This window comes from Pedobacter sp. V48 (genome assembly GCF_000523515.1).
Classification (GTDB): Bacteria; Bacteroidota; Bacteroidia; order Sphingobacteriales; family Sphingobacteriaceae; genus Pedobacter.
On sequence record NZ_AWRU01000004.1, the window covers coordinates 57205 to 79863 of the forward strand.

A 22659-nucleotide genomic window follows, 5' to 3' on the forward strand; every position below is an offset into this window, starting at 1 on the left:
TTATTAACATGAATGTTTGCATCAGAACCGCCACTTGAACTTACTTTTGCGTAATCAACGACAAAATCCAGCGCATTTACATCGCTGCCTCCACTTGTAGCAACTTCCATATTTGTTGCACTTCCTTTTAAATCAACATCAGAGCCGCCACTTGTGTGCACTTCAACATCTTTAGCAACTACATCTAATTTTAAATCGGAACCTCCTGATGCACTTAGGGACAATCTATCGGTTTTTAGTGTGTTTTGAGTATACACATCACTACCTCCGCTTGCTGATAAGGCCTTAAGTGTTTTGTAGTTGATGTAAACCTTGATGCTTTGATTTTTAAATAATCTGCCCCAGTTAACACCGTCTTTATATCTGATTTTTAGGTTGTTTCCTTCTTTCTCAATAATGACATTTTTAATGAGATCGGGATGAGCATTGATACGAATGTTTTCTGAATTGCTCTGTGTAAGGTACAGGTCTATTCCACTTGAAACCGAAACTTCATTAAAGTTGGTTATAGAAACGTCTTTATTCTGCTGGGCATTTGATGATATTACAGATGCAGAAAACACAAGTAGTGTTAGTGCTGATTTAAGTATAGATGATGCTTTCATAAATGGTTTTAGATTGAGGGTTTATTGATTAGACGCAACAGAGGCCCAAACGTTGCACGATTTGTAAACTTTTTTTAAACGCATATAAAAATATTTTTATCTAAGTTTGAATATGAACCTTAAAATGGTTCTTTTTGTAGCATAAACAATGTGATACCAGATGGCAGAATCTCAATTACTTATTCTAGATAAAAAACAGATACAGCAAAAGATCAACAGAATTGCATACCAGATTCTGGAGGATAATTTAGACGAGAAGGAAATTGTATTGGCAGGAATATGGGACCGGGGCTATAAATTAGCTTTAAGGCTTAAGAAGGTATTGACAAAAATCTCTGATCTTAAAATCACAATGCTCAGGATAGACCTAGACAGACTGAATACTAAATTGGTTGCTAATACTGATTTAGATGAGTMGMATKGGAAWAATAAAGTGATCATCCTTGTTGATGATGTATTAAATAGTGGCAAAACGCTTGCTTATGGTTTAGGTGTTTTCCTGAATACACCACACAAAAAAATCCGCACAGTTGTACTGGTAGACAGGAGCCATAAAATTTTCCCGATAGCTACTGATTTTGTTGGGCTGGAGATGGCTACTGTTTTAAAGGAACATGTTGATGTGGTTATGGATGTTGAAGGTGAGGAAGACAGGGTTTATTTAAGCTAGTCGTTTGCATTTGAGGCTAATTTTTCTCATTTTAGAGGGATGTACCAGTCCCAAAAAAGCCCTGTAATTTTTAAGTTCTTTTCCTGGTATGTTACTTATATCATAAAGAAGGACTTTTCTTCGTACAATTTTAATCAACTTCAGATCAAAGAAAATGAAGCCGTGCTTTTATTGGCTAATCATTTTAGCTGGTGGGACGGATTTTTGATGTTTTATTTAAACAAAAAATTGTTTAAGAAACAGTTTCATGTGCTGGTGACGAAAGAGGATTATGAGAAGTTATGGTTTTTAAAATATTTGGGCGCTTTTGCTGCAGAAACAAAAGGAAAGGATGTGGTGCAAACATTAACATATGCAGGGAGCTTACTTGACGATCCCGATAATTTGGTACTTATGTTCCCCCAGGGAAAACTATATACAAGCTACATCGGTAGTATAACTTTTGAAAAAGGAGTGATGCAGGTTGTGAATGCTTCCAGGAAGAAATTTCAAACTATATTTTCTGCTAATCTTACAGATTATTTTGGAGGCAGAAGGCCAGAGGCAAGGAGTTACCTCGCCACCTGGGAAGCCGAGGAGTATGTAAGTTTGCAACTACTCAAAAGTGAGTATAACAAACATTATGGATATGCAGTTAAAAGCCAGAGTAAAACAATATGATCACTTTTGTTTATGCTGTGCTTGTGTTTCTTGTGCTGCGGTTTTCAGTTACGTTATTTAATTTCTTATCCAATCCAAAACTTGGCTACTACGGAAAACACTTTACGGATAAGGTTTCAGTTATCATTTCTTTGTCGGATGAAAATGATGATCCTTCTTCATTAATAGCATCTATCAATGCTCAGGATTACACGAATGTAGAGGTTGTTGTTAAAAAACATTCAGAAACAACAGAAAAAGCAGTGGCTAAAACAACAGGTGGCTTTATTCTTTTCCTGGATGTAAATACAATTATTAATAAAGGGTTGATAAACAACCTCATTTGTCGTGTTAAAGTGTTTGATTTGGACCTTTTGAGCATAGTTCCTAATCGTAAATTTAGCGGATTATTTAGCCGATTGGTTTATCCTTTAAGTGACTTTATTCTGTTGAATCTTTTGCCGTTAAGATTGGTGAGGCTGAGTACCCGGCAAATATTTGCAACAACTAATACCGGCTGCATGTTTTTTAAAGCAAGTAGCTATAAGACGAGTGACAGGCATGGAAAAACAGAAGTCTTGCTTGCAAATAAGTTTGTTTATATTGATGAAAAGGTAGGGTTTGATAAGGTCTCATCGCAATTGTTGCCGATATTTGGAAATAACATATTTGCCGTGTTAATTTACCTGGTGCTGGTTGTTGCCGGACCTGTTATTGTGTTGATCAATTTTGAACCGGTATTTTTGGTTTTACCTTTTGGATTGATTTTTCTAAGCAGGATAATGATATCTTTTCTTACGGCCCAAAATCCTTTTGTAAATGTTTTGCTTCACCCAATTCAAATGATTATGCTTTTTGGGCTGTTATTAAAGGGGCTTTGGATTAAGGTATTGACATCAGTTAAACATAAGATATAGGAATATGAAACTCTTTTTGTGTAATTTTGTACATTATTAGTGTCAGAAGAAAGATGAAATACGATTTAACCGTTACTATAGATAAGGCGTCGGGCTTTTGCTTTGGGGTAGTTTATGCTATTGATATGGCTGAAGATATTTTAGATCATGAGGATTACTTGTATTGCCTGGGCGATATTGTGCATAATGATGAAGAGGTTAAACGGTTAACCGATAAAGGTTTAAGGATAATCGATCATGAGCAATTGCAGAGCTTAAAGAAGGAGAAAGTGCTGATCAGGGCTCATGGGGAAGCGCCATCTACTTACCAGCTTGCATTGGAAAATGAACTGACATTAATTGACGCTTCTTGTCCGGTTGTTTTAAAACTTCAAAACAGAATTAAGAACTCACACGATGATGAGGAGCAGATTCTGATCTTCGGTAAACATGGTCATGCGGAAGTAGTGGGCTTGCAAGGACAAACTGATGGCAAGGCCATTGTTTTTCAGGATTTGGCAGAATTGGATCATGTAGATCTTCCTTCGAAATTCACTTTGTATAGTCAAACAACTAAAAGCACAGATAAATTTTACCAAATAAAAGACGAACTCATAAGTAGGGGATATGACATTAAGGCAAATGACACCATTTGCCGACAAGTTTCTAATCGTTATACTGATTTAGAGAAATTTGTGGTAAACTATGACAAGATCATATTCGTTTCGGGGAAGAAATCGTCTAACGGAAAGGTTTTATATGATGTTTGCAAAAAGTATAACGACAATTCATATTTCATTTCAAATATCGAGGAAATAGATTTCAACTGGTTTTCTCCTAAAGATAAGGTTGGGATTTGCGGTGCTACATCTACGCCTATGTGGTTGATGGAAGAGGTTAAAGCCTTTCTCCAAAATCATTAAAAAGTAATTATTGTTTTTACGGAAGATTATAAAAGTATAATAAGTTAATTTTGGGCCATATTATGGGAAAAAAGGGCGTTTTGTTAGTGAATTTAGGAACTCCGGATAGTCCGGAAGTAAAAGATGTGCGCAAATATCTTGATCAGTTTTTGATGGATGAGCGTGTAATTGATATTAATGCTTTTAACCGTACATTATTGGTTAAAGGTATAATTGTTCCTTTTCGCAGCCCTAAAACTTCAAAATTATATAAAGAAATCTGGGATGAAAACGGATCCCCATTACTGTATTATAGCAAAATACAAGCTGCATTAGTTCAAGAGAAATTAGGAGATGAATATCATGTTGAACTGGCAATGAGGTATCAGAATCCCTCGATTCAGTCTGCTTTAGATAAAATGAAAGCAGGTTTGGTCGAAAGTATAAAAGTGATTCCCTTGTTTCCTCAATATGCTTCTGCTAGCAGTGGTTCTGTAATACAGAGTGTAATGGAAATTGTAAGCAAATGGACCACCATACCTCCGGTGTCATTTGTAAATTCATTTCACGATAACGAATTGATGTTAGATGTTTTTGCAGAAAATGCAAAGAAATATCAACCTGAGACATATGATCACGTATTGTTTAGTTTTCACGGGCTTCCGGAGCGACAACTGCTAAAGTGCGATCATACTGGTAATTATTGTCTGAAAAAGGACAATTGCTGTGAAACTTTAAATGATACCAATAAGTTTTGTTACTCTGCTCAGGGCCACGATACAGCAAGGTTACTTGCTGAGAAATTGAATATTTCCAGAGAAAATTATACCGTTTGCTTCCAATCGCGTTTGGGCAAAGAGCCATGGGTACAACCATATACAACTGATGTGTTAAAGAAGCTCGCTGCTGAAGGGAAAAAACGGTTACTTGTGTTTAGTCCTGCATTTGTTGCCGATTGCCTGGAAACACTTTATGAAATTACAGTTGAGTATCATGAAGAATTTAAGGCTTTAGGTGGCGAGCATGTTCAGCTTGTTGAAAGTCTGAATGATCATCCAAAGTTTATTAATGCTATTGCAGAAATGGCGGTTAGCTAAAAATTTTGAGCAATGTATTTAATGATCTGATCTGTTGATCCGGTTTTAGTACTTACATAACTTTTTGCAAGATCACCCGATGTTTTATACGCTGTAAGTTTTTGGAATGCACTAAATAATTCTTCAGCATTGTTAATGCTAATAGCAGCCTTTATAGAGACCAGGTCTTTTGCTTCTTGAAATTTATCGTATTTGGGGCCAAAGATTACTGGTATTCCAAACGCTGCAGCCTCCAGGGTATTGTGTATCCCAACTCCAAATCCACCACCTATATAAGCAACTTGTCCGTACTGATAGATAGATGACAAAAGACCAATGTTATCTATTATTAACGTTTGGGCATTAATAAATTGATCTGGTAGCGCTGAGTACTTAACTGCTTCAGGGATAAGTTTTACAATTTCATCTATGTGCGCCCTGTCTATTTCATGAGGGGCAATAATGAATTTCCAGTTCGGATGGGCGTTAATAAGTGCTGCTAGTAAACGCTCATCAGCCGGCCACGTGCTCCCTGCGATAAGGGTATTCTTGTTATCACAGAATTTTCTGATTGTTTCAAATTCTTTTGGTGATTTTGCATTCTCTGCCACCCGGTCAAACCGGGTATCGCCACTGATACTTACATTGTTTATGTTTATTTGACTGAGCAACTGCTTGCTTTCTTCATTCTGGACAAAAAAGTGATTTACAAAACTTAAAATTTTGCGGTTAAATGAACCATACCATTTAAAGAAAATCTGATCGGGTCTGAAAATGCCGGATATAATGTAAAGTGGAATACCAGATTGGTGAAGGACTTTAAAATAATGATACCAGTATTCATATTTAGTGAATATCGCTATTTCAGGATTTATAGCTGCAATAAGTTGTTTGGCATTACTGGGTGTATCAAGCGGCAGGTAAAATAATCCGTCAGCCAAGGCGTAGTCTTTTCTGATCTCGTATCCTGATGGGGAGAAAAAAGTAATTATAATTTGCTTTTCGGGATAAGTACTTTTAATTTTTTCTAATAAAGGCCGTCCTTGTTCAAACTCTCCAAGTGAGGCAAAGTGAAACCAGATACTTGACTTAGCGGGATCTATCTTTTTTTGTATTTTTTTGAAAATATTCTTTCTTCCTTGAACAAAAAGTTTAGCTTTATTATTGAACAGGGAGAATATTTTAATAATTAAACCATAAAGTTGAATCGCGATATTATAAAGCAAAAGCATTTTGTGTTTATTTCTTATCTTAGCCGAAGATACTTCAATAAAATTAAAACCGAATTAATATATGAAAATAGCCGTAATAGGAACAGGGTACGTAGGTTTAGTTACCGGTACTTGTTTGGCCGAAACTGGTAACGACGTAATATGCGTTGATGTTAATGAAGCCAAAGTGCTCAAAATGCAAAATGGTGAAGTTCCTATTTATGAACCCGGATTAGATGTACTATTTCACAGAAATATTGCTCAGGGAAGATTGGTTTTTACTACTGATCTTGCAGCCGGAATTAAGGAAGCACAAATTATTTTTATGGCTTTGCCTACGCCTCCAGGTGGCGATGGTGCAGCAGATCTATCGTATATTTTAGGAGCAGCAAAAGATATTTCTAAGCTGGTTACTGAATATAAGGTGGTTATTAATAAATCAACAGTTCCTGTTGGAACAGCAGATAAGGTGCAGGCTGTTTTTAAAGAAAATACTTCAGTAGAAATTGATGTGGTTTCTAACCCTGAGTTTTTACGTGAAGGTGTAGCTGTAGATGATTTTATGAAACCTGATAGGGTGGTTATTGGTACCAGTAGTGAAAAAGCGAAGAAATTGCTTTTAGAACTATATGGCCCGTATGTTAGACAAGGAAATCCGATATTGTTTATGGACGAGCGATCGTCTGAGCTGACAAAATACGCTGCCAATTCATTTCTTGCAACCAAAATCACATTTATGAATGAGGTAGCTAATTTATGCGAAATTGTAGGGGCTGATGTTGATGCTGTACGTAAAGGTATCGGATCTGATGCCAGAATTGGCAAAAGGTTTTTGTTCCCAGGTATTGGTTATGGCGGAAGTTGCTTCCCTAAGGATGTACAGGCATTAGCCAAAGCTGCGGATGAACATAATTATGATTTTCAGATTCTGAGAGCAGTAATGAATGTGAATGAAAAACAGAAAGTTGTATTGGTTGATAAGCTTTTAAAATATTATAAAAATGATTTAAAAGGCAAGCACTTCGCTTTATGGGGTTTAGCTTTTAAGCCTGAAACAGATGATATCCGTGAGGCTCCAGCTTTGTATATTATTCAAGAGCTAGTGAAACACGGTGCAACGGTTACTGCATTTGACCCGGAAGGAATTGATAATGTGAAAGCATTGATAGGGGATAAAATTCAATATTCGAGCAATCAGTATGAAGCCTTAGAGGGTGCAGATGCGTTATTGATTGCAACAGAGTGGTCTGTTTTTAGAAATCCTGATTTCGAAAGAATGGAACAGACATTGACTAACAAGGTTATTTTTGACGGCCGTAACCTATACGACTTAGAAAAGATGATTGACTTAGGTTATTACTATAATAGTGTAGGCCGTAAGCTAATAAACTAATGGGACGTAAAAGAGTTTTAATAACCGGTGCTGCCGGTTTTCTAGGATCGCATTTATGCGATAGATTTATAAAAGAAGGCTATTATGTGATTGCCATGGATAACCTGATAACAGGGGATCTGAAAAATATAGAGCATTTATTTGGTCTGGAGAGTTTTGAATTTGCACATCATGATGTTTCAAAATTTGTTCATGTATCTGGTAAATTAGATTATATATTGCATTTTGCCTCGCCTGCAAGCCCTATTGATTACCTTAAAATTCCTATTCAAACCTTAAAGGTTGGATCTTTAGGAACACACAATCTGTTAGGTTTAGCAAAGAATAAAAAAGCCAGGATGCTGATTGCTTCTACTTCGGAAGTTTATGGCGATCCAAATGTAAATCCACAGCCCGAGGAATATTGGGGGAATGTGAATCCGGTTGGACCTAGAGGTGTGTATGATGAGGCCAAACGTTTTCAGGAAGCCATGACTATGGCTTATCATACCTTTCATGGTGTGGAAACGCGAATAGTTAGGATTTTTAATACTTATGGCCCTAGAATGCGACTAAATGATGGACGTGTTTTACCTGCTTTTATTGGACAAGCCTTAAGAGGTGAGGACTTAACCGTGTTTGGTGATGGCTCTCAAACCAGGTCTTTCTGCTATGTTGATGATCTGATAGAAGGTATTTACAGATTATTGTTAAGTGATTACGTGATGCCGGTAAATATTGGTAACCCGGATGAGATAACAATTAAGCAATTTGGAGAAGAGATTATTAAACTAACAGGAACAAGTCAGAAACTGGTTTTAAGGGATTTACCGGTGGATGATCCGAAACAGCGCCGCCCGGATATTACAAAGGCAAGAGAGATTTTGGGCTGGGAACCAAAAGTTAGTCGTGAAGAAGGGTTAAAGATTACCTACGAATATTTTAAATCGTTGCCAGCTGATGCTTTAATAAACAAAGAACATAAAGATTTTACAACATATAATCGTTAATAAGAATGTCTAAAATATTAGTAACTGGAGGAACTGGTTTTATTGGTTCACATACAGTAGTTGAATTACATAATGCAGGATATGAGGTGGTAATTATTGATGACCTCTCTAATTCTAATCCTAAAATACTTGATCAGATAGAATCAATTATAGGAATTAAGCCGGAATTTGTTCAGCTTAACTTATGTGATGAAGCGAAGGTAAATGAATTTGCAGCGAAAAATACGGATATTGATGGAGTGATTCACTTTGCAGCTTTTAAAGCAGTTGGAGAATCTGTACAACAGCCACTAAAGTATTATAAAAATAATTTTTATTCACTAATTAACCTGATTACTGCGTTTAATAGTTCAGTTAAATTGGTGTTCTCTTCATCATGTACTGTTTATGGTCAGCCAGATGTACTGCCGGTAACTGAAGGGGCCCCTACAAAAAAAGCAGAATCGCCATATGGCAATACAAAACAGATAGCTGAAGAAATTTTACAAGAAACCTGTGCGGTTACACCTTCATTAAATGTGATTTCTCTTCGTTATTTTAACCCGGTAGGTGCACACGAAACGGCCTTAATAGGTGAGTTGCCAATTGGTGTTCCTCAAAACCTTGTTCCATTCATTACACAGTCGGCCATTGGAAAACGTGGACCGATAACTGTTTATGGTAATGATTATGATACTCCAGACGGTAGCGCAATAAGAGATTATATCCATGTGGTAGATTTAGCTAAAGCACATGTTGCAGCTATTAAGCGCCTGGAAGGTAATAATGCAGACTCAAATTACGAAGTGTTTAACTTAGGCACCGGAAAAGGATCTTCAGTATTACAAATTATTGATGCCTTTGAGAAATCAACAGGACAAAAACTGGATTACACTATTGGAGCCAGGAGGGAAGGTGATATCGAGAAAGTTTGGGGTGATGTAACAAAATCTGCAAGAGATTTAAACTGGAAAGCAGAATTGGATATTGATGTAATGATGTCGTCTGCATGGAACTGGGAGAAATACCTAAAAGACAACCCATTTTAATATGCTGTTAAGTGAGCATAAGGATCTTAAACTGGAGATAAAGTCTCTTCCTGAAAAGGAAAAAGATAAATTATTGCTCAGACTAATTGCAAAGGATAAGGTTTTAACAGAACATTTGCATTTTAAGCTGCTTGAAGATGAACATGATCTGGTAGAACGGTATGAAAAACTATTGGCAACGATAGATGAAACGGCTAAAGATCTTTTATCTAATAGAAGACTCACTTCAAAGGATACGTTATTGAAAATGCGTAAATTAAATGGAAGCATCAGTCACCATTTTAAGGTAACAAAGGATGTTACTACAGAAATGGAGTTGAGAATTCATTTATTAAACCAAATCCCAATAGATTTTAATGAGGGTATTTTTTCACCGTTGCATAAGTTTAACGAAAAACTTTCTGTTTACTTTGTTAAATCGACGGTTTCAGTATTAAATAAATTCTATAAACTACATGAAGATCTGCAGTTTGATTTAAAGGATCCATTAAATGCTGTGCTTAATAAAATATATCAAAACAAAACATCTTCGGTAGCTCTGGAACTAGGACTGCCTAAAGAACTATAAACTATGAAAAAAATATTAATAACCGGAGGAGCTGGATTCATTGGCTCTCATGTTGTAAGAAGATTTGTAAATAACTATCCTGATTACATGATTGTAAATCTGGACAAGTTAACCTATGCTGGTAATCTTGCAAATCTTACAGATATTGAGGATAAACCGAATTACCGTTTTGTTAAAGCTGATATTACAGATGCGACTGTAATCAATGAGTTGTTTGGTAAAGAGAATTTTGATGCAGTTATTCACTTAGCGGCTGAATCGCATGTTGACAGGTCAATCACTGATCCAACAGCTTTTGTTATGACCAATGTTATTGGGACTGTTAATCTTTTGAATGCGGTACGTGAATATTGGAAAGGCAGCTACGATAGGAAACGGTTTTATCATGTTTCAACAGATGAAGTTTATGGCGCGCTTGGCGAAACAGGAATGTTTACTGAATCTACAGCTTATGATCCACATAGCCCTTACTCTGCTTCGAAAGCATCCTCTGACCATTTTGTAAGAGCTTATCACGATACTTATGGGATAGACATAGTTGTATCTAATTGTTCTAACAATTACGGATCTCATCATTTTCCAGAGAAACTGATCCCATTGGCAATCAATAATATTAAAAATCAACAACCAGTACCAGTATATGGTAAGGGCGAGAATGTTCGCGATTGGTTATGGGTAGAGGATCATGCGCGCGCAATTGATGTGATCTTTCATCAGGCCAAAACAGGGCAAACCTATAACATTGGTGGTCATAACGAATGGAAAAACATAGATCTTATTCATTTGCTATGTAAGATCATGGACAAGAAACTAGGTAGGGCAGAAGGTGAGTCTGCAAAGCTGATTACTTTTGTAACAGATAGAGCTGGCCATGATTTACGTTACGCTATTGACTCCACTAAACTTCAAAATGAATTAAACTGGGTGCCTAGTTTACAGTTTGAAGAAGGATTGGAAAAAACAGTAGAGTGGTATTTGAAAAATGAAGGATGGCTTTCGGATGTTACTTCCGGGAATTACCAGGCTTATTACGAAAATCAATATGAGGGAAGATAATTATCTTCCCTTTTTTATTCATATCTTAAAGCTTCTACCGGATCGAGTTTAGAGGCTTTTTTTGCGGGATAATAGCCCGAAATAATACCTACACCAACACATAGTGCAAATCCACCCATAATCCATTCCCATGGTATTATGAATGATCCTCCCATTGCAAATGAGATTAGATTTCCTATGGCTATTCCAAGGAATATGCCAAAAGCGCCCCCAATAAGACAAATTATAACGGCTTCTATTAAGAATTGTTTACGAATTACAGAAGGGTTTGCACCGATGGCCTTCCTGATTCCGATTTCCCGGGTTCTTTCCGTTACAGAAACAAGCATAATATTCATTAGCCCAATGGACGCGCCGATTAGTGTAATGGCCCCGATGGCAATTCCTCCTAACACTACATACCTTAATTGCTCAAACAGGGTTTGGGCAAGTGAGTCACTTTTTGTGATCTCAAAATTATTAGGTTCTGAAACTTTTACTTTTCTTATTTTTMTTAGTTMTRATKTRKCTTMKYSRRKRATATTATCCATCTGATCATTACTTGGTACCATTACTGTTATGGTATAAGAAGGATTTGAGTTGGAGTTAATCAACTTAGCTTTTAGAAGAGGAACATACACGGATCTGTCGCCGCTAAAACCCATACTTTGGCCCTTGGACTCAAGAACTCCAATAACTTTTAACCTGTTGTTTCCGACGTTTATGACTTTATCTATTGGACTTTGGTTCTTGAAAAGTTTAGTTCTGATCTCATTACCTATTATACAGACGTTATTTCCCGACACTACTTCCGCAGGACTAAAATTACGTCCAAGTGAAAGATTTAGCCCCTGTGAGTTTAGTCCATTTTCGTCTATACCCTGAATATTGATGTTGGGGTTAGTTTTTTCAGCGCCAAACTTAGCAGTTGAGCCTCCTGTAGCGAATACGCTGATCGCCACTGTTGCAGGAGTATTTAACCTTTCTTTAAAGCTTACGGCATCTTCATATTTGATAGAGCGGAATGGTTTTGGCCTTTGGCCAGAGCCACCAACTCTTATGCCTGATCCTCGGTTTCTGATGGTAAATGCATTGGCGCCCATACTGGAGAAGGCCTCAGTCATGCTTTTTTTAACAGCATCGAGCGTTGTTAAAATACCTACTAATGCAGATAAACCAATTGCGATGATCAATGCTGTGAGCAGGGTACGCAACCTGTTGCTTTTTATGGATTGAAGGGCTAGTTTTACGTTTTCGGTATAGGTCATTTCAGATGAAATATATTCTTAAAGGGATAAAAATAAAAAGTCCCGCTGTTAAGACAACGAGACCATGTATAATGTTACAAAAGAATAAGAACTTAAACTGAGAAACTTGTTCCGCAACCACAAGTGCTACTTGCATTTGGGTTACTGAAAGTAAAGCCTCTTGAGTTTAATCCATCTTGCCAATCTACCTGCATTCCCATCAAATACATCTGATGCGCTTTGTGCATGWMKWMKYTAATGCCATCTATAATGAATTCCTGATCACCTTCTTTTTTCTGATCAAAACCAAGGACATAGCTCATTCCGGAGCAACCTCCACCGTCAACACCTACGCGTAACCCAAAGTCCTCAGAAATTTCTTGCTGATCTTTTAATTTAAAAAGCTCCTTTACAGCGCCTTCTGTAAAAGTTACTGGTGCAAATGCTGTATCAACTGTATTACTCATATTATTAAAAATTAGGAAGTACAAATTTAGTCATAATTGTTTATAAAAGCGCTATAGCTATCTCTAATAGAGACCTCTATCTCATCATTTAAAAAATCAAATAGTGGGGTAAATATAAATAAAATGTACATTTTTGCTGAGACTCTATACTAATTATTACTGTATTCAAACAAAGCTGAATGAACGTACAAAACTTTTTAACAGAAGTTGCCACATTAGCCACAGGTGGTATTATAACAGTTGCAGCAGGATATTATCTTTTTATAAATGACCTGAGAAAGTATCTGCACGCAAAATCTGTTGAAACAAGACCATCAGATCCTAAAAAAGACGAACATTTACAGATTCTTCCGTTGCGACTGCAGGCCTACGAACGTCTGATTGTCTTTGTTGACAGGATTAATCCTGCAAATTTGCTGATCCGAGTACATCAGCAAGGTATTTCTATTGTAGATCTTCAATCAGTTTTACTTAATGAGATAAGATCTGAATATCAGCATAATGTTGCCCAACAATTATATGTAAGTGCCCAAACATGGGATGTTGTTCGTAAACTTAAGGATGATACTTTAACTATGGTGAGCAATGCTGCGCGAGGATTGCCTGTTGAGGCTGCCGGCGTGGATTTGAGTAAAAAGATACTGCAGCATATGACTGATATTGCTGATAACCCTTATGATTTAACATTAGATCTTATTAAAAAGGACATTCATTTGTTGTTTTAACTATGAAAGAGAAAAGTTTTACCACTACTTCAGGTATCGAAATAAAAGAAATATATACTACTGCGAAGCCTTTAACAGAGGCGCCAGGAGAGTTCCCTTTTACAAGGGGGATTCAGAAAGATATGTATAGGGGCCGGTTGTGGACTATGCGGCAGTATGCCGGGTTTTCGACTGCAGAGGAATCTAACAAGCGGTATCATTATTTGCTTAAACAAGGAACAATGGGACTGTCGGTAGCATTTGATCTTCCCACCCAGATTGGATATGATTCTGACCACGATATGGCCGAAGGAGAGGTTGGTAAGGTTGGTGTTGCAATTGATTCCCTGAAAGACATAGAAATCTTGTTCGATGGGATAGAGCTGCAAAAGATCACCACATCTATGACAATAAATGCTACGGCGTCGATTTTGTTGGCAATGTATATAGCTCTGGCTAAAAAACAAGGGGCGGATATTAAGCAAATATCTGGCACCATTCAAAACGATATCTTAAAGGAGTATGCAGCAAGGGGGACTTATATATATCCGCCAAAACCCTCTATGAGGATTATTACAGATATTTTTGAGTATTGTAGTATAGAAGTGCCTAAGTGGAATACCATTTCCATTTCGGGCTATCATATCAGGGAAGCAGGCTCAACAGCCGTTCAGGAACTCGCCTTTACACTGGCAAATGGAAAAGCATATTTGAATGCTGCGTTAGAGAAGGGATTAGATATTAATGTATTTGCCAAACGACTTTCTTTCTTTTTCAACTGCCACAATAACTTTTTTGAGGAAATTGCTAAGTTCAGGGCTGCCAGACGAATGTGGGCAAAAATAACAAAAGACCTTGGGGCCACAGATGAGAAAGCTCAAATGCTCCGTTTTCACACACAAACAGGTGGCTCTACACTTACAGCCCAACAGCCACTTAATAATGTAATAAGGGTCACCAATCAAGCCTTGGCTGCAGTTTTAGGAGGCACACAGTCCTTGCACACAAATGGTTACGATGAGGCCCTCTCCTTGCCAACAGAAGCAGCAGCGAAAATCGCCTTGCGTACACAACAGGTAATTGCTTTCGAAAGTGGGGTGACAGATACGGTTGACCCATTGGCAGGCTCTTATTTTGTAGAAACATTAACAGATGAAGTTGAGGCGGCAGCACAGCTCTATATAGATAAAATAGATGCAATGGGCGGCTCAGTAAATGCGATTGAAAATGAGTATATTCAAAACGAGATCGCAGATGCAGCTTACCGGTACCAGGTTGAAGTAGAAGCGGCTACCAGGGTTATTGTTGGGGTAAATAAATTTACACAGGAACAAGAGGGGATAACCGAGGTGTTTACTATAGATGAATCTATCCGTACAATACAAACAGAGAAGATAAACAAGCTAAAATCAGAAAGAGATAACATCGCGGTTGAAAAAGCGTTGAAGAATCTAAGGGAAGCTGCAAAGGGGACTGAGAATTTGATGCCATATATTTTAATAGCCGTAGAGGCCTATTCCACGCTAGGTGAAATAGCAGACACGCTCCGTAATGTTTTTGGAGAATATTAAAAAGGATGTTAATAAATAGTTATTAACACAAAAAATTCAGGTTAAGAAGGGTAGGTTATTGCTACCTAAGCAGTTACCAAATAAATGAAAATTAAGTTTTTTTTGTTGATAATTTTTTGAATATTCGATCTCTCGAAACAGCAGTTTTTTTATGCTCGTATCGTTACTGTAAACCAACAAATTATAGAATAACAATGGAAAAAACTTGTACTGAAGTGTGGAAAAACTGTCTCCAAATCATAAAAGATAACATACCGACCCAAAGTTTCAAGACTTGGTTCGAACCGATATCAGCATTGAAATTGGAAGGCAAAGTTTTAACCATACAAGTGCCTAGTTTGTTCTTCTATGAATGGTTGGAAGAACACTATGTAGGGCTGCTTCGTAAGACAGTTAAAAAGCAATTAGGAGATGAGGGAAGGTTAGAGTATAACATCGTTGTGGATAAGTCTTCTAATACGGGATCCCCTTATACTACTAACATGCCGAGTAATGGAAATGGGGCAGAGGCTAAGATTCAATCAATGCCAATTCCTGTTTCTATAAACAAAGACATCAAGAATCCTTTTATCATTCCGGGTTTAAAGAAACTTAATGTTGATCCTCAATTAAATTCTAACTATACGTTTGAGAATTACATAGAGGGAGATTGCAACCGTTTAGCAAGATCAGCGGGGTATGCCGTAGCCGCAAAACCAGGTGGTACTTCATTTAATCCTTTAATGATTTATGGAGGAGTAGGGTTAGGGAAAACACACCTTGCGCAGGCTATTGGTAATGAAATTAAGCGTAACATGCCAGACAAACTGGTGATTTATGTTTCGTGTGAGAAATTCTGTCAGCAATTTGTAGATTCATTAAAGAACAATACGATTAATGATTTTGTGAATTTCTATCAGGCAATGGATGTAATCATCATGGATGATGTACACAACTTTGCCGGTAAAGAAAAAACACAAGATATATTCTTCCATATCTTTAATCATCTTCATCAATCAGGTAAGCAGGTTATTTTATCGTCAGATAAAGCACCTAAAGATCTGGCGGGACTAGAAGAAAGATTGTTAAGCCGTTTTAAATGGGGCCTTTCTGCAGACTTGCAGATTCCTGATTTTGAAACAAGAATAGCAATTCTTAAAAAGAAAATGTATGCAGATGGTATCGAATTACCTTCTGAAGTAGTGGAGTACGTAGCCCACAACATTGACAATAATGTAAGGGAACTTGAAGGTGCAATGGTTTCCCTGTTAGCTCAATCAACTTTAAACAAAAAAGACATCGATTTGGCATTGGCTAAACAGATGTTGAAGAACTTTATTAAAAATACTTCCAAAGAGATTTCTATGGAATACATTCAGAAACTGGTTTGTGAGTATTTTGAAGTTCCTGTAGACATGGTGAAATCACAAACGCGGAAACGTGAAATTGTTCAGGCAAGACAGATTTCCATGTATCTTTCCAAGAGCCATACTAAGTCATCATTAAAAACTATTGGAGCTTTCTTTGGAGGAAGAGATCACTCTACGGTAATTTATGCATGCCAGACAGTTGAAGATCTGATTGATACAGATAAGAAGTTTAAAGGTTACGTACACGACATACAAAAGAAATTAAAAATGAGCTAAATCATTAGAGCTCAAGTCCTATCACAAAAAAAGACCCTGCAAGTTTTACTTGCAGGGTCTTTTTTTAGTCGAATTTTTTATTTTAAAACGTCAAGCTTCATTAACCCATAAAATAAGGCAGCTGAATGTAATGCCTGATCAATTTTGTTGTCTTTAAGAATTTGTTTAGCCTCTTCGATAGTATATTCCTCAACGTTAAGGATTTCATGGTCATCCAAGTGCTGATCATGAGTTTTAACGCCACCTTTTAGCAAATAGGTATAGGTAACATTTGTAGATGTTGCCGGATTGGGATATAGTGTAGCTATCAATTCTGAACTTTTAAAAGAATAACCGGTTTCTTCTAATAATTCTCTTTTAATGGCTACCTCAGGCAATTCATCTCCATCTATAACGCCACCAGGAACTTCTAAGGATATAATATCAGCACCGTGGCGATATTGGCGAACCAAAATTATTTTATTGTCTTCTGTTACAGCTACAGCATTAACCCAATTCGGGTATTCAAGTACATAATAGTCGTCTTTTATAACGCCATTTTGCAAATCACAGGTATCCACACGTAATGTCGCCCATCTTTCTTTCACCAGATATTTTGATGAAAGCCTTTGCCATTTTTTTATTTCCATATTAGGTATTAAGATATTGATCAACCAGTTTTTGGCGGTCAAGATTAGTCATGTTTATTATGTGATGCTTTGTTTCCAGCAAGTAGTATATTAGATACAGCTTCTCAGCAAAAGAATCGTTCCTTGGGTTAATAACCGAAGGGTCAAATTGAGAGTAAAGAAACTGACTCAGCATTTCTAATTTTTCGGCAGGGAATTCCTTTTCTGTTAACAGTGCCTCAAACTCAGAAGAATTACTAGAGAATAGTTCTTCAGGGGTTATTCCAAAATTATTTACCAATGATTCCATTAACAGATCATCTGCTTCGGCCAACTTGCCTTCTAGCTTTAAACCCATAATACGGGCTAAAACTTGTGCAAGTTTCTGAATTTCTGCTGTAATTAAGTCTCTTCTTAACATATTCTTTACCAGCTACCACTACTACCACCGCCACCAAAACTACCACCACCAAAGCCTCCGAAGMSMYMRSMTCSGMMGMSMSTSSTACCTCCACCAAAGCCACCGCCAGAACTTCGGCCACCGCCTAATAACATACTCCAGAAAAGGGCGTCAGCAGCTCCGCGACCACCAATTACTTGTCCGCCGCCACCGCTACCACCACCTCTTCTAAGGATAATGATTATGACAACAATGATAATGATAATGGCCAACATGCTGCCTCCTCCACCCGCGTCATTCTTCTTTTTCGGATTTTCGTTCTTGTACTCGCCTTTGGTATATTTTATAATAGCATCAGTACCTGCATTAAGTCCCTGATAATAATCTCCAGTTTTAAAATATGGTTTTATCTCGTTTTCGATAATACGTTTGGCATAAATGTCTGGTAATACCCCCTCCAGGCCATATCCTGTTTGGATAGAGATTTTTCTGTCGCCAAGCGCAACTACGATCATTATCCCGTTATTTTTCCCTGAGCTACCAACTCCCCATTTTCTACCAAGTTCAAGCGCATACTCGTTAATATCATAGTCGCCAACAGATTTTAATACAGCTACCGCAATTTGAGTGGAACTTGAATCATCAAATGCAACCAGTTTCTGTTCTAATTGTTGCAATTGATCAGCTGAAAGTGTGCCGGTATAATCATTTACCAGTTTGGTTGGTTTTGCCGGAAAATCCTGAGCAAAGCCAATCATGGATGTTGTAAGTAAGAATAATGCTACGATTAATTTTTTCATAGCTTATGTGGTTTTATTCTGATCCATAAAAATAATGTCATTTGGCAGTTCATTGATGTCATCATTTTGCGAAGGGAAAAACGTTGCAAGTTTTTCTCCTGCCAAAATTACGCCTGCAATAATGCCCTGAGCTAAATTGCCAGAGGCAAAATGAGCTTTCATTGCAACTTTAGTTGTTTCCCAGAAATCTGTAGGAACAACTTTATTAATTCCACTATCACCAACTATTGCAAACTTATGATCTACATAAGCCAGGTATATCAATACACCATTGTGTCTGGATGTTTTATCCATCCCAAGTTTTGAAAAGTAGGATGTTGCTTTTTCAAATRCRWCRYYRCTGCAATGCTTGTCTATGGCAATTCTGATTTCGCCTGAAGTGGCTTTTTCAGCATCGGATATGGTTTGGGAAATTAGTTCTTGTTCTTGTTCTGTGAATGGCCCCATAATTGGATTGCTTTTATAAAGATAAGGGTAATGTATGTTTATTCATTTAAACATACATTACCCTTAAATGTTGTTATGGTATATTAGAATTCTACTTTTGGTGCATTTTGTGCACCAGCATCAGCTTTAAAAGCTGCTTTCTGGCTAAATCCGAATATTCCTGCAGTAATGTTGTTCGGGAATGATCTTACCTTTGTGTTATAAGTTTGAACTGATTCGTTAAAATCTTTACGCGCTACTGTGATGCGATTTTCAGTACCTTCCAGCTGAGCTGATAATTCACTAAACTGTTGAGTAGCTTTAAGCTCAGGGTAGTTCTCAGTTAGAACCATCAATTTGCCTAATGCCTGACTTAACTGACCTTGAGCAGCCTGATATTTTTGCATATTCTCTTCGGTTAATTTATCAGGGTCTATTGTGATCTGGCTTGCTTTAGAACGTGCTTCAATAACCTGAGTTAATGTACCCTGTTCAAACTTTGCTGCACCTTTAACTGTGCTTACAAGGTTAGGGATCAAATCAGAACGGCGTTGATATTGTGTTTCAACCTGTGCCCATTTGGTTTTTACATCCTCATCCAGTTTAACCAAGCCGTTGTAACCACAACCACTTACTGCCACTAATAAGACTAAGATTCCTACAATTACTAAAACTACTTTTTTCATATTTTTCTGTTTTGTTTTTCAGTGTTAATTTACGCATTAGAACTCAATTTCTGTACCTTTGTTACAGTTCAGTAGAAAAACCTGACAACAATAACGCAAAAAGACATCTAAATTACGCGGGTTCCAACAGAATTCGATAATATAACCGCCGTAATGAAAACCTTTGGAAAAGCCAAAATGGCGGTATTTCTCCTTGTTAAGCCTATAAAATTCTTAAAAGATTAAACTTCCCGCTTTCAAAAAAAGTAATTTTCTAGGGGAAGAACAAGCAATTTTTTCGCTGTTAAATAACTGACATAATTACAATTCATCTACTGCCAAAAGAAGTCAGAAACGAGCGAACTTATATTTAATGTTTAAAATAGTAAGAATCTTTTAGTATTGTAAGATGTACCTTTGCATCAATTCAGGATAAAAACCTGACGATAACTATGCAAAAAGACATCGAAATAACACTGGCTCCAGAAGAGATTGACAACATAACTGCGATTAAGAAAAACCTTTCGGATGTTTTAAAAATTGATTTTTCTCGAATTGTGGGGTATAAAATCGTTAAAAGATCAATTGATGCCCGTTCAAGAAAAGTAATATACAGGCTACAGGTAAGAGCATTTATTGATGAACCGCTATTAGCCGAATCGTTTGTTGTGAACTATAAAAATGTTAGCGATGCGAAACATGTGATTATTGTTGGTGCTGGTCCGGCCGGATTATTTGCAGCACTTCAGTGCATCGAAAACGGATTAAAACCAATAGTACTTGAGCGTGGTAAGGACGTAAAACAACGAAGGAGGGATTTAGCAGCAATAAACAAAGAAGGTATCGTAAATACTGAATCTAATTATTGTTATGGTGAAGGTGGAGCTGGAACTTATTCAGATGGAAAATTATATACCCGATCCAATAAGCGTGGGGATATTAATAAAGTGCTTCAGGCCTTTGTTCAACACGGGGCTGCGGAAGATATTCTTGTTGATGCCCGTCCTCATATCGGTACAAATAAACTGCCCCATATAATTACTGCAATAAGGGAAACAATTTTAAACGCGGGAGGAGAGGTACGTTTCGATCAAAAAGTAACGGACGTTTTAATTGATTTTGGAAAAATAAAAGGGGTAGAAGTTAACGGAGAAGAGAAACTATTGTCTGACGCTGTTATTCTAGCTACCGGGCACTCAGCACGAGATATTTATGAATTGCTTCATAAAAAGAGTATCCTTGTTGAAGCCAAACCATTTGCCCTGGGGGTAAGAATAGAGCACCCTCAATCTATTATAGACGCAGCTCAATACCATTGTGATATCCGAAGTGAATTTTTGCCTCCGGCTTATTATAGTTTAGTTGAGCAGGTTGGTGCCAGAGGCGTGTTCTCGTTTTGCATGTGCCCGGGAGGGATAATTGCCCCTTGTGCAACGTACGCTGATGAAATAGTTGTTAATGGGTGGTCGCCATCAAAAAGGAATAATCCATTTGCGAATTCCGGAACGGTAGTGCAAATAACGCTTGATGATGTTAAGGGCGACGATCCGCTAAGAATGATGCATTTTCAATCGGAAATAGAGAAAACTGCTTTCAGGCTTGGTGGGGGAGATCTGGTTGCGCCTGGGCAAAGGATGGTTGACTTTGTAGAGGGCCGAATTTCAGTAGATTTACCCAAAAACTCTTATTTACCTGGAACACGGAGTGTAATGCTTAAAGAAACGCTGCCTGATTTTGTAGCATCAAGTCTAAAAAATGCTTTGCCTCTGTTTGGAAAAAAAATGAAAGGTTATTATACGAATGAGGCTATTTTAGTGGGAGTAGAAAGCAGAAGTTCATCGCCAGTTAGGATTCCAAGAGACAAAGAGACTTTTCAACATCCACAGGTTGCGGGCTTATATCCTTGTGCTGAAGGGGCTGGTTATGCAGGGGGGATAGTATCGGCTGCCATTGATGGTGTTAATTGCGCCAATGCAGTTTTAAAGTTTAGCTAAACACATTTACCTTTTATTTGTTGTTTTCGTATGATTGATTTCGCAAATGAGCTAAGAAAAGGATATAGTGGAGATGCCTGGCATGGCAACAGTGTATCCGCTATTATTTCGTCGGTAAGTAAAGATCAAATATTTAAACGGCCAATCCCGACTGCACATACCATTGCTGAACTTGTATTGCACTTAACTTCGTGGACAGAAGAAGTATTTTCGAGATTGGAAGGTAACATGGCTAAGGAGCCTGAAAAAGGCGATTGGCCTATGGCTAAAGAAGAAACAATGCAGGAGTGGGATGCCATTTTAAGTGATTTTCGTTTAGCTAATGAAAAACTGCTTAATCTTGCAAGGGAAATTTCTGAAAACCAATGGAAAACAGCTGTTAATCAGGTTTCGGGTCCTAGAGTGAATTATTTTGAGTTATTTAATGGTTTGGTGCAGCATCATGCTTATCATGCAGGACAAATCTCTTTGTTATTAAAATTTTAGATTGTGAAAAAAACACTAATTATAGGGGCGAGCCCTAATCCGGATAGATATGCCTATAAAGCTGCGCATATGCTTAAATCAAAAGGACACAATATTGTCAATGTCGGCATAAAAAAAGGAGCAGTGGCCGGAGAAGAGATTGAGCAACCAGGGCATCTGCATAATGACATTGATACGGTTACCTTATATATAGGTCCACATTTGCAGAGTGGTTACTATAACTATATACTAGAAACAAAACCTAAGCGAGTTATTTTTAATCCTGGAACTGAAAATCAGGAACTTGAAGAACTGCTGTTGGCAAATGATATTGAGCCGGTGGAGGCTTGTACTCTGGTGTTGTTATCAACAGGTCAGTATTAGTATATTTTTTCAACGACTTTCCAACGACTCTTAAACGACTTTGAACGACCTTTTGTCGTTTGTAAGACTTTTTGATGTAAGGTATCATGCGATGGTGTAATATACTTTTATGTAATACTATACTATGGTATATCATATAGAAGAGCGCTTGGTCGCCGTATTTTAAGATAAAGAATTAACCTGTTTTTAACTTTCTGTTAATTTTTCTGGTTGTGGTTTAGTGAGTTAGGATTATTTTGCAAGAAATAGTGTTTAAATGTTTGCGTGGTRGNNRAATYTTNYTWCTKTTTT

Annotated in this window: 22 protein-coding genes and 3 pseudogenes; 16 read left to right on the forward strand and 9 right to left on the reverse strand. The window is 37.3% G+C overall.

Translation table 11 applies throughout. The annotated features are described in order from the left end of the window. Nucleotides 1–605: head GIN domain-containing protein (locus tag N824_RS03325; protein ID WP_048903761.1), on the reverse strand; the 605-nt coding region annotated here is incomplete at its 3' end. A gap of 160 nt (nt 606–765) precedes the next feature. On the opposite strand from N824_RS03325, the pseudogene N824_RS03330 reads away from it, so the two are divergent. The 5 genes and pseudogenes from N824_RS03330 to hemH all read left to right on the forward strand — a co-directional run bounded on the left by N824_RS03330 (nt 766) and on the right by hemH (nt 4809). Further along, nucleotides 766–1275: pseudogene (locus N824_RS03330) on the forward strand (phosphoribosyltransferase family protein). Nucleotides 1276–1314: 39 nt separating this feature from the next. After that, on the forward strand, nt 1315–1935 hold the full coding sequence (locus tag N824_RS03335) for a 1-acyl-sn-glycerol-3-phosphate acyltransferase (RefSeq protein ID WP_048903731.1): 621 nt from the start codon (nt 1315–1317) through the stop codon (nt 1933–1935). Next, on the forward strand, nt 1932–2831 hold the full coding sequence (locus N824_RS03340) for a hypothetical protein (protein ID WP_048903732.1): 900 nt from the start codon (nt 1932–1934) through the stop codon (nt 2829–2831). Before N824_RS03335 ends, N824_RS03340 begins: the two co-directional genes overlap by 4 nt. A 53-nt stretch (nt 2832–2884) precedes the next feature. Beyond that, the gene (locus N824_RS03345) at nt 2885–3733 is read left to right on the forward strand and encodes a 4-hydroxy-3-methylbut-2-enyl diphosphate reductase (RefSeq protein WP_048903733.1); all 849 of its coding nucleotides are present in this window, start codon (nt 2885–2887) and stop codon (nt 3731–3733) included. Between the two features lie 62 nt (nt 3734–3795). Further along, entirely contained in the window at nt 3796–4809 is a 1014-nt protein-coding gene (gene hemH, locus N824_RS03350) for a ferrochelatase (RefSeq protein WP_048903734.1), read from the forward strand. Here hemH and N824_RS03355 read toward each other — a convergent pair. Then, nucleotides 4806–6020, reverse strand: coding sequence for a 3-deoxy-D-manno-octulosonic acid transferase (locus N824_RS03355; RefSeq protein ID WP_048903735.1), 1215 nt, complete (start codon nt 6018–6020; stop codon nt 4806–4808). The two genes, hemH and N824_RS03355, sit on opposite strands and share 4 nt — an antisense overlap. Nucleotides 6021–6081: 61 nt before the next feature. Here N824_RS03355 and N824_RS03360 point away from each other — a divergent pair, with 61 nt between their 5' ends. From N824_RS03360 to rfbB, 5 genes are read left to right on the forward strand one after another with little or no spacing between them, the layout of a single operon-like run. Next, nucleotides 6082–7392 carry a UDP-glucose/GDP-mannose dehydrogenase family protein gene (locus N824_RS03360; protein ID WP_048903736.1) on the forward strand — a complete coding sequence of 437 codons (1311 nt, stop codon included), beginning with the start codon at nt 6082–6084 and terminating at the stop codon, nt 7390–7392. After that, nucleotides 7392–8381 carry a UDP-glucuronic acid decarboxylase family protein gene (locus tag N824_RS03365; protein ID WP_048903737.1) on the forward strand — a complete coding sequence of 330 codons (990 nt, stop codon included), beginning with the start codon at nt 7392–7394 and terminating at the stop codon, nt 8379–8381. Before N824_RS03360 ends, N824_RS03365 begins: the two co-directional genes overlap by 1 nt. Before the next feature lie 5 nt (nt 8382–8386). Next, on the forward strand, nt 8387–9409 hold the full coding sequence (gene galE, locus N824_RS03370) for a UDP-glucose 4-epimerase GalE (RefSeq protein WP_048903738.1): 1023 nt from the start codon (nt 8387–8389) through the stop codon (nt 9407–9409). A 1-nt stretch (nt 9410) separates the two neighbouring features. Beyond that, nucleotides 9411–9977 carry a hypothetical protein gene (locus N824_RS03375; RefSeq protein WP_048903739.1) on the forward strand — a complete coding sequence of 189 codons (567 nt, stop codon included), beginning with the start codon at nt 9411–9413 and terminating at the stop codon, nt 9975–9977. A gap of 3 nt (nt 9978–9980) precedes the next feature. Next, the gene (gene rfbB / locus N824_RS03380) at nt 9981–11033 is read left to right on the forward strand and encodes a dTDP-glucose 4,6-dehydratase (RefSeq protein ID WP_048903740.1); all 1053 of its coding nucleotides are present in this window, start codon (nt 9981–9983) and stop codon (nt 11031–11033) included. A gap of 14 nt (nt 11034–11047) precedes the next feature. On the opposite strand, the pseudogene N824_RS03385 reads toward rfbB, so the two are convergent. Continuing rightward, nucleotides 11048–12280 (reverse strand): annotated as a pseudogene (locus N824_RS03385) (ABC transporter permease). A 92-nt stretch (nt 12281–12372) separates the two neighbouring features. After that, nucleotides 12373–12726 (reverse strand): iron-sulfur cluster assembly accessory protein, encoded by a 354-nt coding sequence (locus N824_RS03390; protein WP_048903742.1) that lies wholly within the window; start codon nt 12724–12726, stop codon nt 12373–12375. Between the two features lie 179 nt (nt 12727–12905). On the opposite strand from N824_RS03390, the gene N824_RS03395 reads away from it, so the two are divergent. The 3 genes from N824_RS03395 to dnaA all read left to right on the forward strand — a co-directional run bounded on the left by N824_RS03395 (nt 12906) and on the right by dnaA (nt 16626). Next, nucleotides 12906–13451 carry a hypothetical protein gene (locus N824_RS03395; protein ID WP_048903743.1) on the forward strand — a complete coding sequence of 182 codons (546 nt, stop codon included), beginning with the start codon at nt 12906–12908 and terminating at the stop codon, nt 13449–13451. A 2-nt stretch (nt 13452–13453) separates the two neighbouring features. Further along, the gene (locus N824_RS03400; RefSeq protein WP_048903744.1) at nt 13454–15001 is read left to right on the forward strand and encodes a methylmalonyl-CoA mutase; all 1548 of its coding nucleotides are present in this window, start codon (nt 13454–13456) and stop codon (nt 14999–15001) included. A 194-nt stretch (nt 15002–15195) separates the two neighbouring features. Beyond that, entirely contained in the window at nt 15196–16626 is a 1431-nt protein-coding gene (dnaA, locus tag N824_RS03405; protein ID WP_048903745.1) for a chromosomal replication initiator protein DnaA, read from the forward strand. A 77-nt stretch (nt 16627–16703) separates the two neighbouring features. Here dnaA and N824_RS03410 read toward each other — a convergent pair whose 3' ends face one another. From N824_RS03410 to N824_RS03430, 5 genes and pseudogenes are all read right to left on the reverse strand, one after another. Further along, nucleotides 16704–17255 carry an NUDIX hydrolase gene (locus N824_RS03410; RefSeq protein ID WP_172659410.1) on the reverse strand — a complete coding sequence of 184 codons (552 nt, stop codon included), beginning with the start codon at nt 17253–17255 and terminating at the stop codon, nt 16704–16706. A gap of 1 nt (nt 17256) precedes the next feature. Further along, nucleotides 17257–17655 carry a hypothetical protein gene (locus N824_RS03415; RefSeq protein WP_048903746.1) on the reverse strand — a complete coding sequence of 133 codons (399 nt, stop codon included), beginning with the start codon at nt 17653–17655 and terminating at the stop codon, nt 17257–17259. A 5-nt stretch (nt 17656–17660) separates the two neighbouring features. Continuing rightward, a pseudogene (locus N824_RS03420) lies at nt 17661–18434 on the reverse strand (YgcG family protein). A gap of 3 nt (nt 18435–18437) precedes the next feature. After that, a complete protein-coding gene (locus tag N824_RS03425) occupies nt 18438–18881 on the reverse strand; it encodes a TPM domain-containing protein (RefSeq protein WP_048903748.1) in 444 nt (147 codons plus the stop codon). 83 nt (nt 18882–18964) lie between these two features. Next, nucleotides 18965–19546 (reverse strand): LemA family protein, encoded by a 582-nt coding sequence (locus tag N824_RS03430; protein ID WP_048903749.1) that lies wholly within the window; start codon nt 19544–19546, stop codon nt 18965–18967. A gap of 431 nt (nt 19547–19977) precedes the next feature. Between N824_RS03430 and N824_RS03435 the strand changes: the two genes are divergently transcribed. From N824_RS03435 to N824_RS03445, 3 genes are read left to right on the forward strand one after another with little or no spacing between them, the layout of a single operon-like run. Beyond that, entirely contained in the window at nt 19978–21519 is a 1542-nt protein-coding gene (locus tag N824_RS03435) for an NAD(P)/FAD-dependent oxidoreductase (protein ID WP_048903750.1), read from the forward strand. Nucleotides 21520–21549: 30 nt separating this feature from the next. Continuing rightward, nucleotides 21550–22005, forward strand: coding sequence for a DinB family protein (locus N824_RS03440; protein WP_048903751.1), 456 nt, complete (start codon nt 21550–21552; stop codon nt 22003–22005). A 3-nt stretch (nt 22006–22008) separates the two neighbouring features. Next, the gene (locus N824_RS03445; RefSeq protein WP_048903752.1) at nt 22009–22368 is read left to right on the forward strand and encodes a CoA-binding protein; all 360 of its coding nucleotides are present in this window, start codon (nt 22009–22011) and stop codon (nt 22366–22368) included. Nucleotides 22369–22659 lie beyond the last annotated feature (291 nt).

Excerpts from the sequence above, each read along its gene's own strand:
- N824_RS03430 (WP_048903749.1), bottom strand. The coding sequence starts at position 19,546 with ATGAAAAAAGTAGTTTTAGTAATTGTAGGAATCTTAGTCTTATTAGTG.
- N824_RS03360 (WP_048903736.1), top strand. The coding sequence starts at position 6,082 with ATGAAAATAGCCGTAATAGGAACAGGGTACGTAGGTTTAGTTACCGGT.
- N824_RS03375 (WP_048903739.1), top strand. The coding sequence starts at position 9,411 with ATGCTGTTAAGTGAGCATAAGGATCTTAAACTGGAGATAAAGTCTCTT.
- N824_RS03355 (WP_048903735.1), bottom strand. The coding sequence starts at position 6,020 with ATGCTTTTGCTTTATAATATCGCGATTCAACTTTATGGTTTAATTATT.
- N824_RS03340 (WP_048903732.1), top strand. The coding sequence starts at position 1,932 with ATGATCACTTTTGTTTATGCTGTGCTTGTGTTTCTTGTGCTGCGGTTT.
- N824_RS03435 (WP_048903750.1), top strand. The coding sequence starts at position 19,978 with ATGCAAAAAGACATCGAAATAACACTGGCTCCAGAAGAGATTGACAAC.
- hemH (WP_048903734.1), top strand. The coding sequence starts at position 3,796 with ATGGGAAAAAAGGGCGTTTTGTTAGTGAATTTAGGAACTCCGGATAGT.
- N824_RS03400 (WP_048903744.1), top strand. The coding sequence starts at position 13,454 with ATGAAAGAGAAAAGTTTTACCACTACTTCAGGTATCGAAATAAAAGAA.
- galE (WP_048903738.1), top strand. The coding sequence starts at position 8,387 with ATGTCTAAAATATTAGTAACTGGAGGAACTGGTTTTATTGGTTCACAT.
- N824_RS03440 (WP_048903751.1), top strand. The coding sequence starts at position 21,550 with ATGATTGATTTCGCAAATGAGCTAAGAAAAGGATATAGTGGAGATGCC.
- rfbB (WP_048903740.1), top strand. The coding sequence starts at position 9,981 with ATGAAAAAAATATTAATAACCGGAGGAGCTGGATTCATTGGCTCTCAT.
- N824_RS03415 (WP_048903746.1), bottom strand. The coding sequence starts at position 17,655 with ATGTTAAGAAGAGACTTAATTACAGCAGAAATTCAGAAACTTGCACAA.
- N824_RS03395 (WP_048903743.1), top strand. The coding sequence starts at position 12,906 with ATGAACGTACAAAACTTTTTAACAGAAGTTGCCACATTAGCCACAGGT.
- N824_RS03335 (WP_048903731.1), top strand. The coding sequence starts at position 1,315 with ATGTACCAGTCCCAAAAAAGCCCTGTAATTTTTAAGTTCTTTTCCTGG.
- N824_RS03410 (WP_172659410.1), bottom strand. The coding sequence starts at position 17,255 with ATGGAAATAAAAAAATGGCAAAGGCTTTCATCAAAATATCTGGTGAAA.
- dnaA (WP_048903745.1), top strand. The coding sequence starts at position 15,196 with ATGGAAAAAACTTGTACTGAAGTGTGGAAAAACTGTCTCCAAATCATA.
- N824_RS03345 (WP_048903733.1), top strand. The coding sequence starts at position 2,885 with ATGAAATACGATTTAACCGTTACTATAGATAAGGCGTCGGGCTTTTGC.
- N824_RS03365 (WP_048903737.1), top strand. The coding sequence starts at position 7,392 with ATGGGACGTAAAAGAGTTTTAATAACCGGTGCTGCCGGTTTTCTAGGA.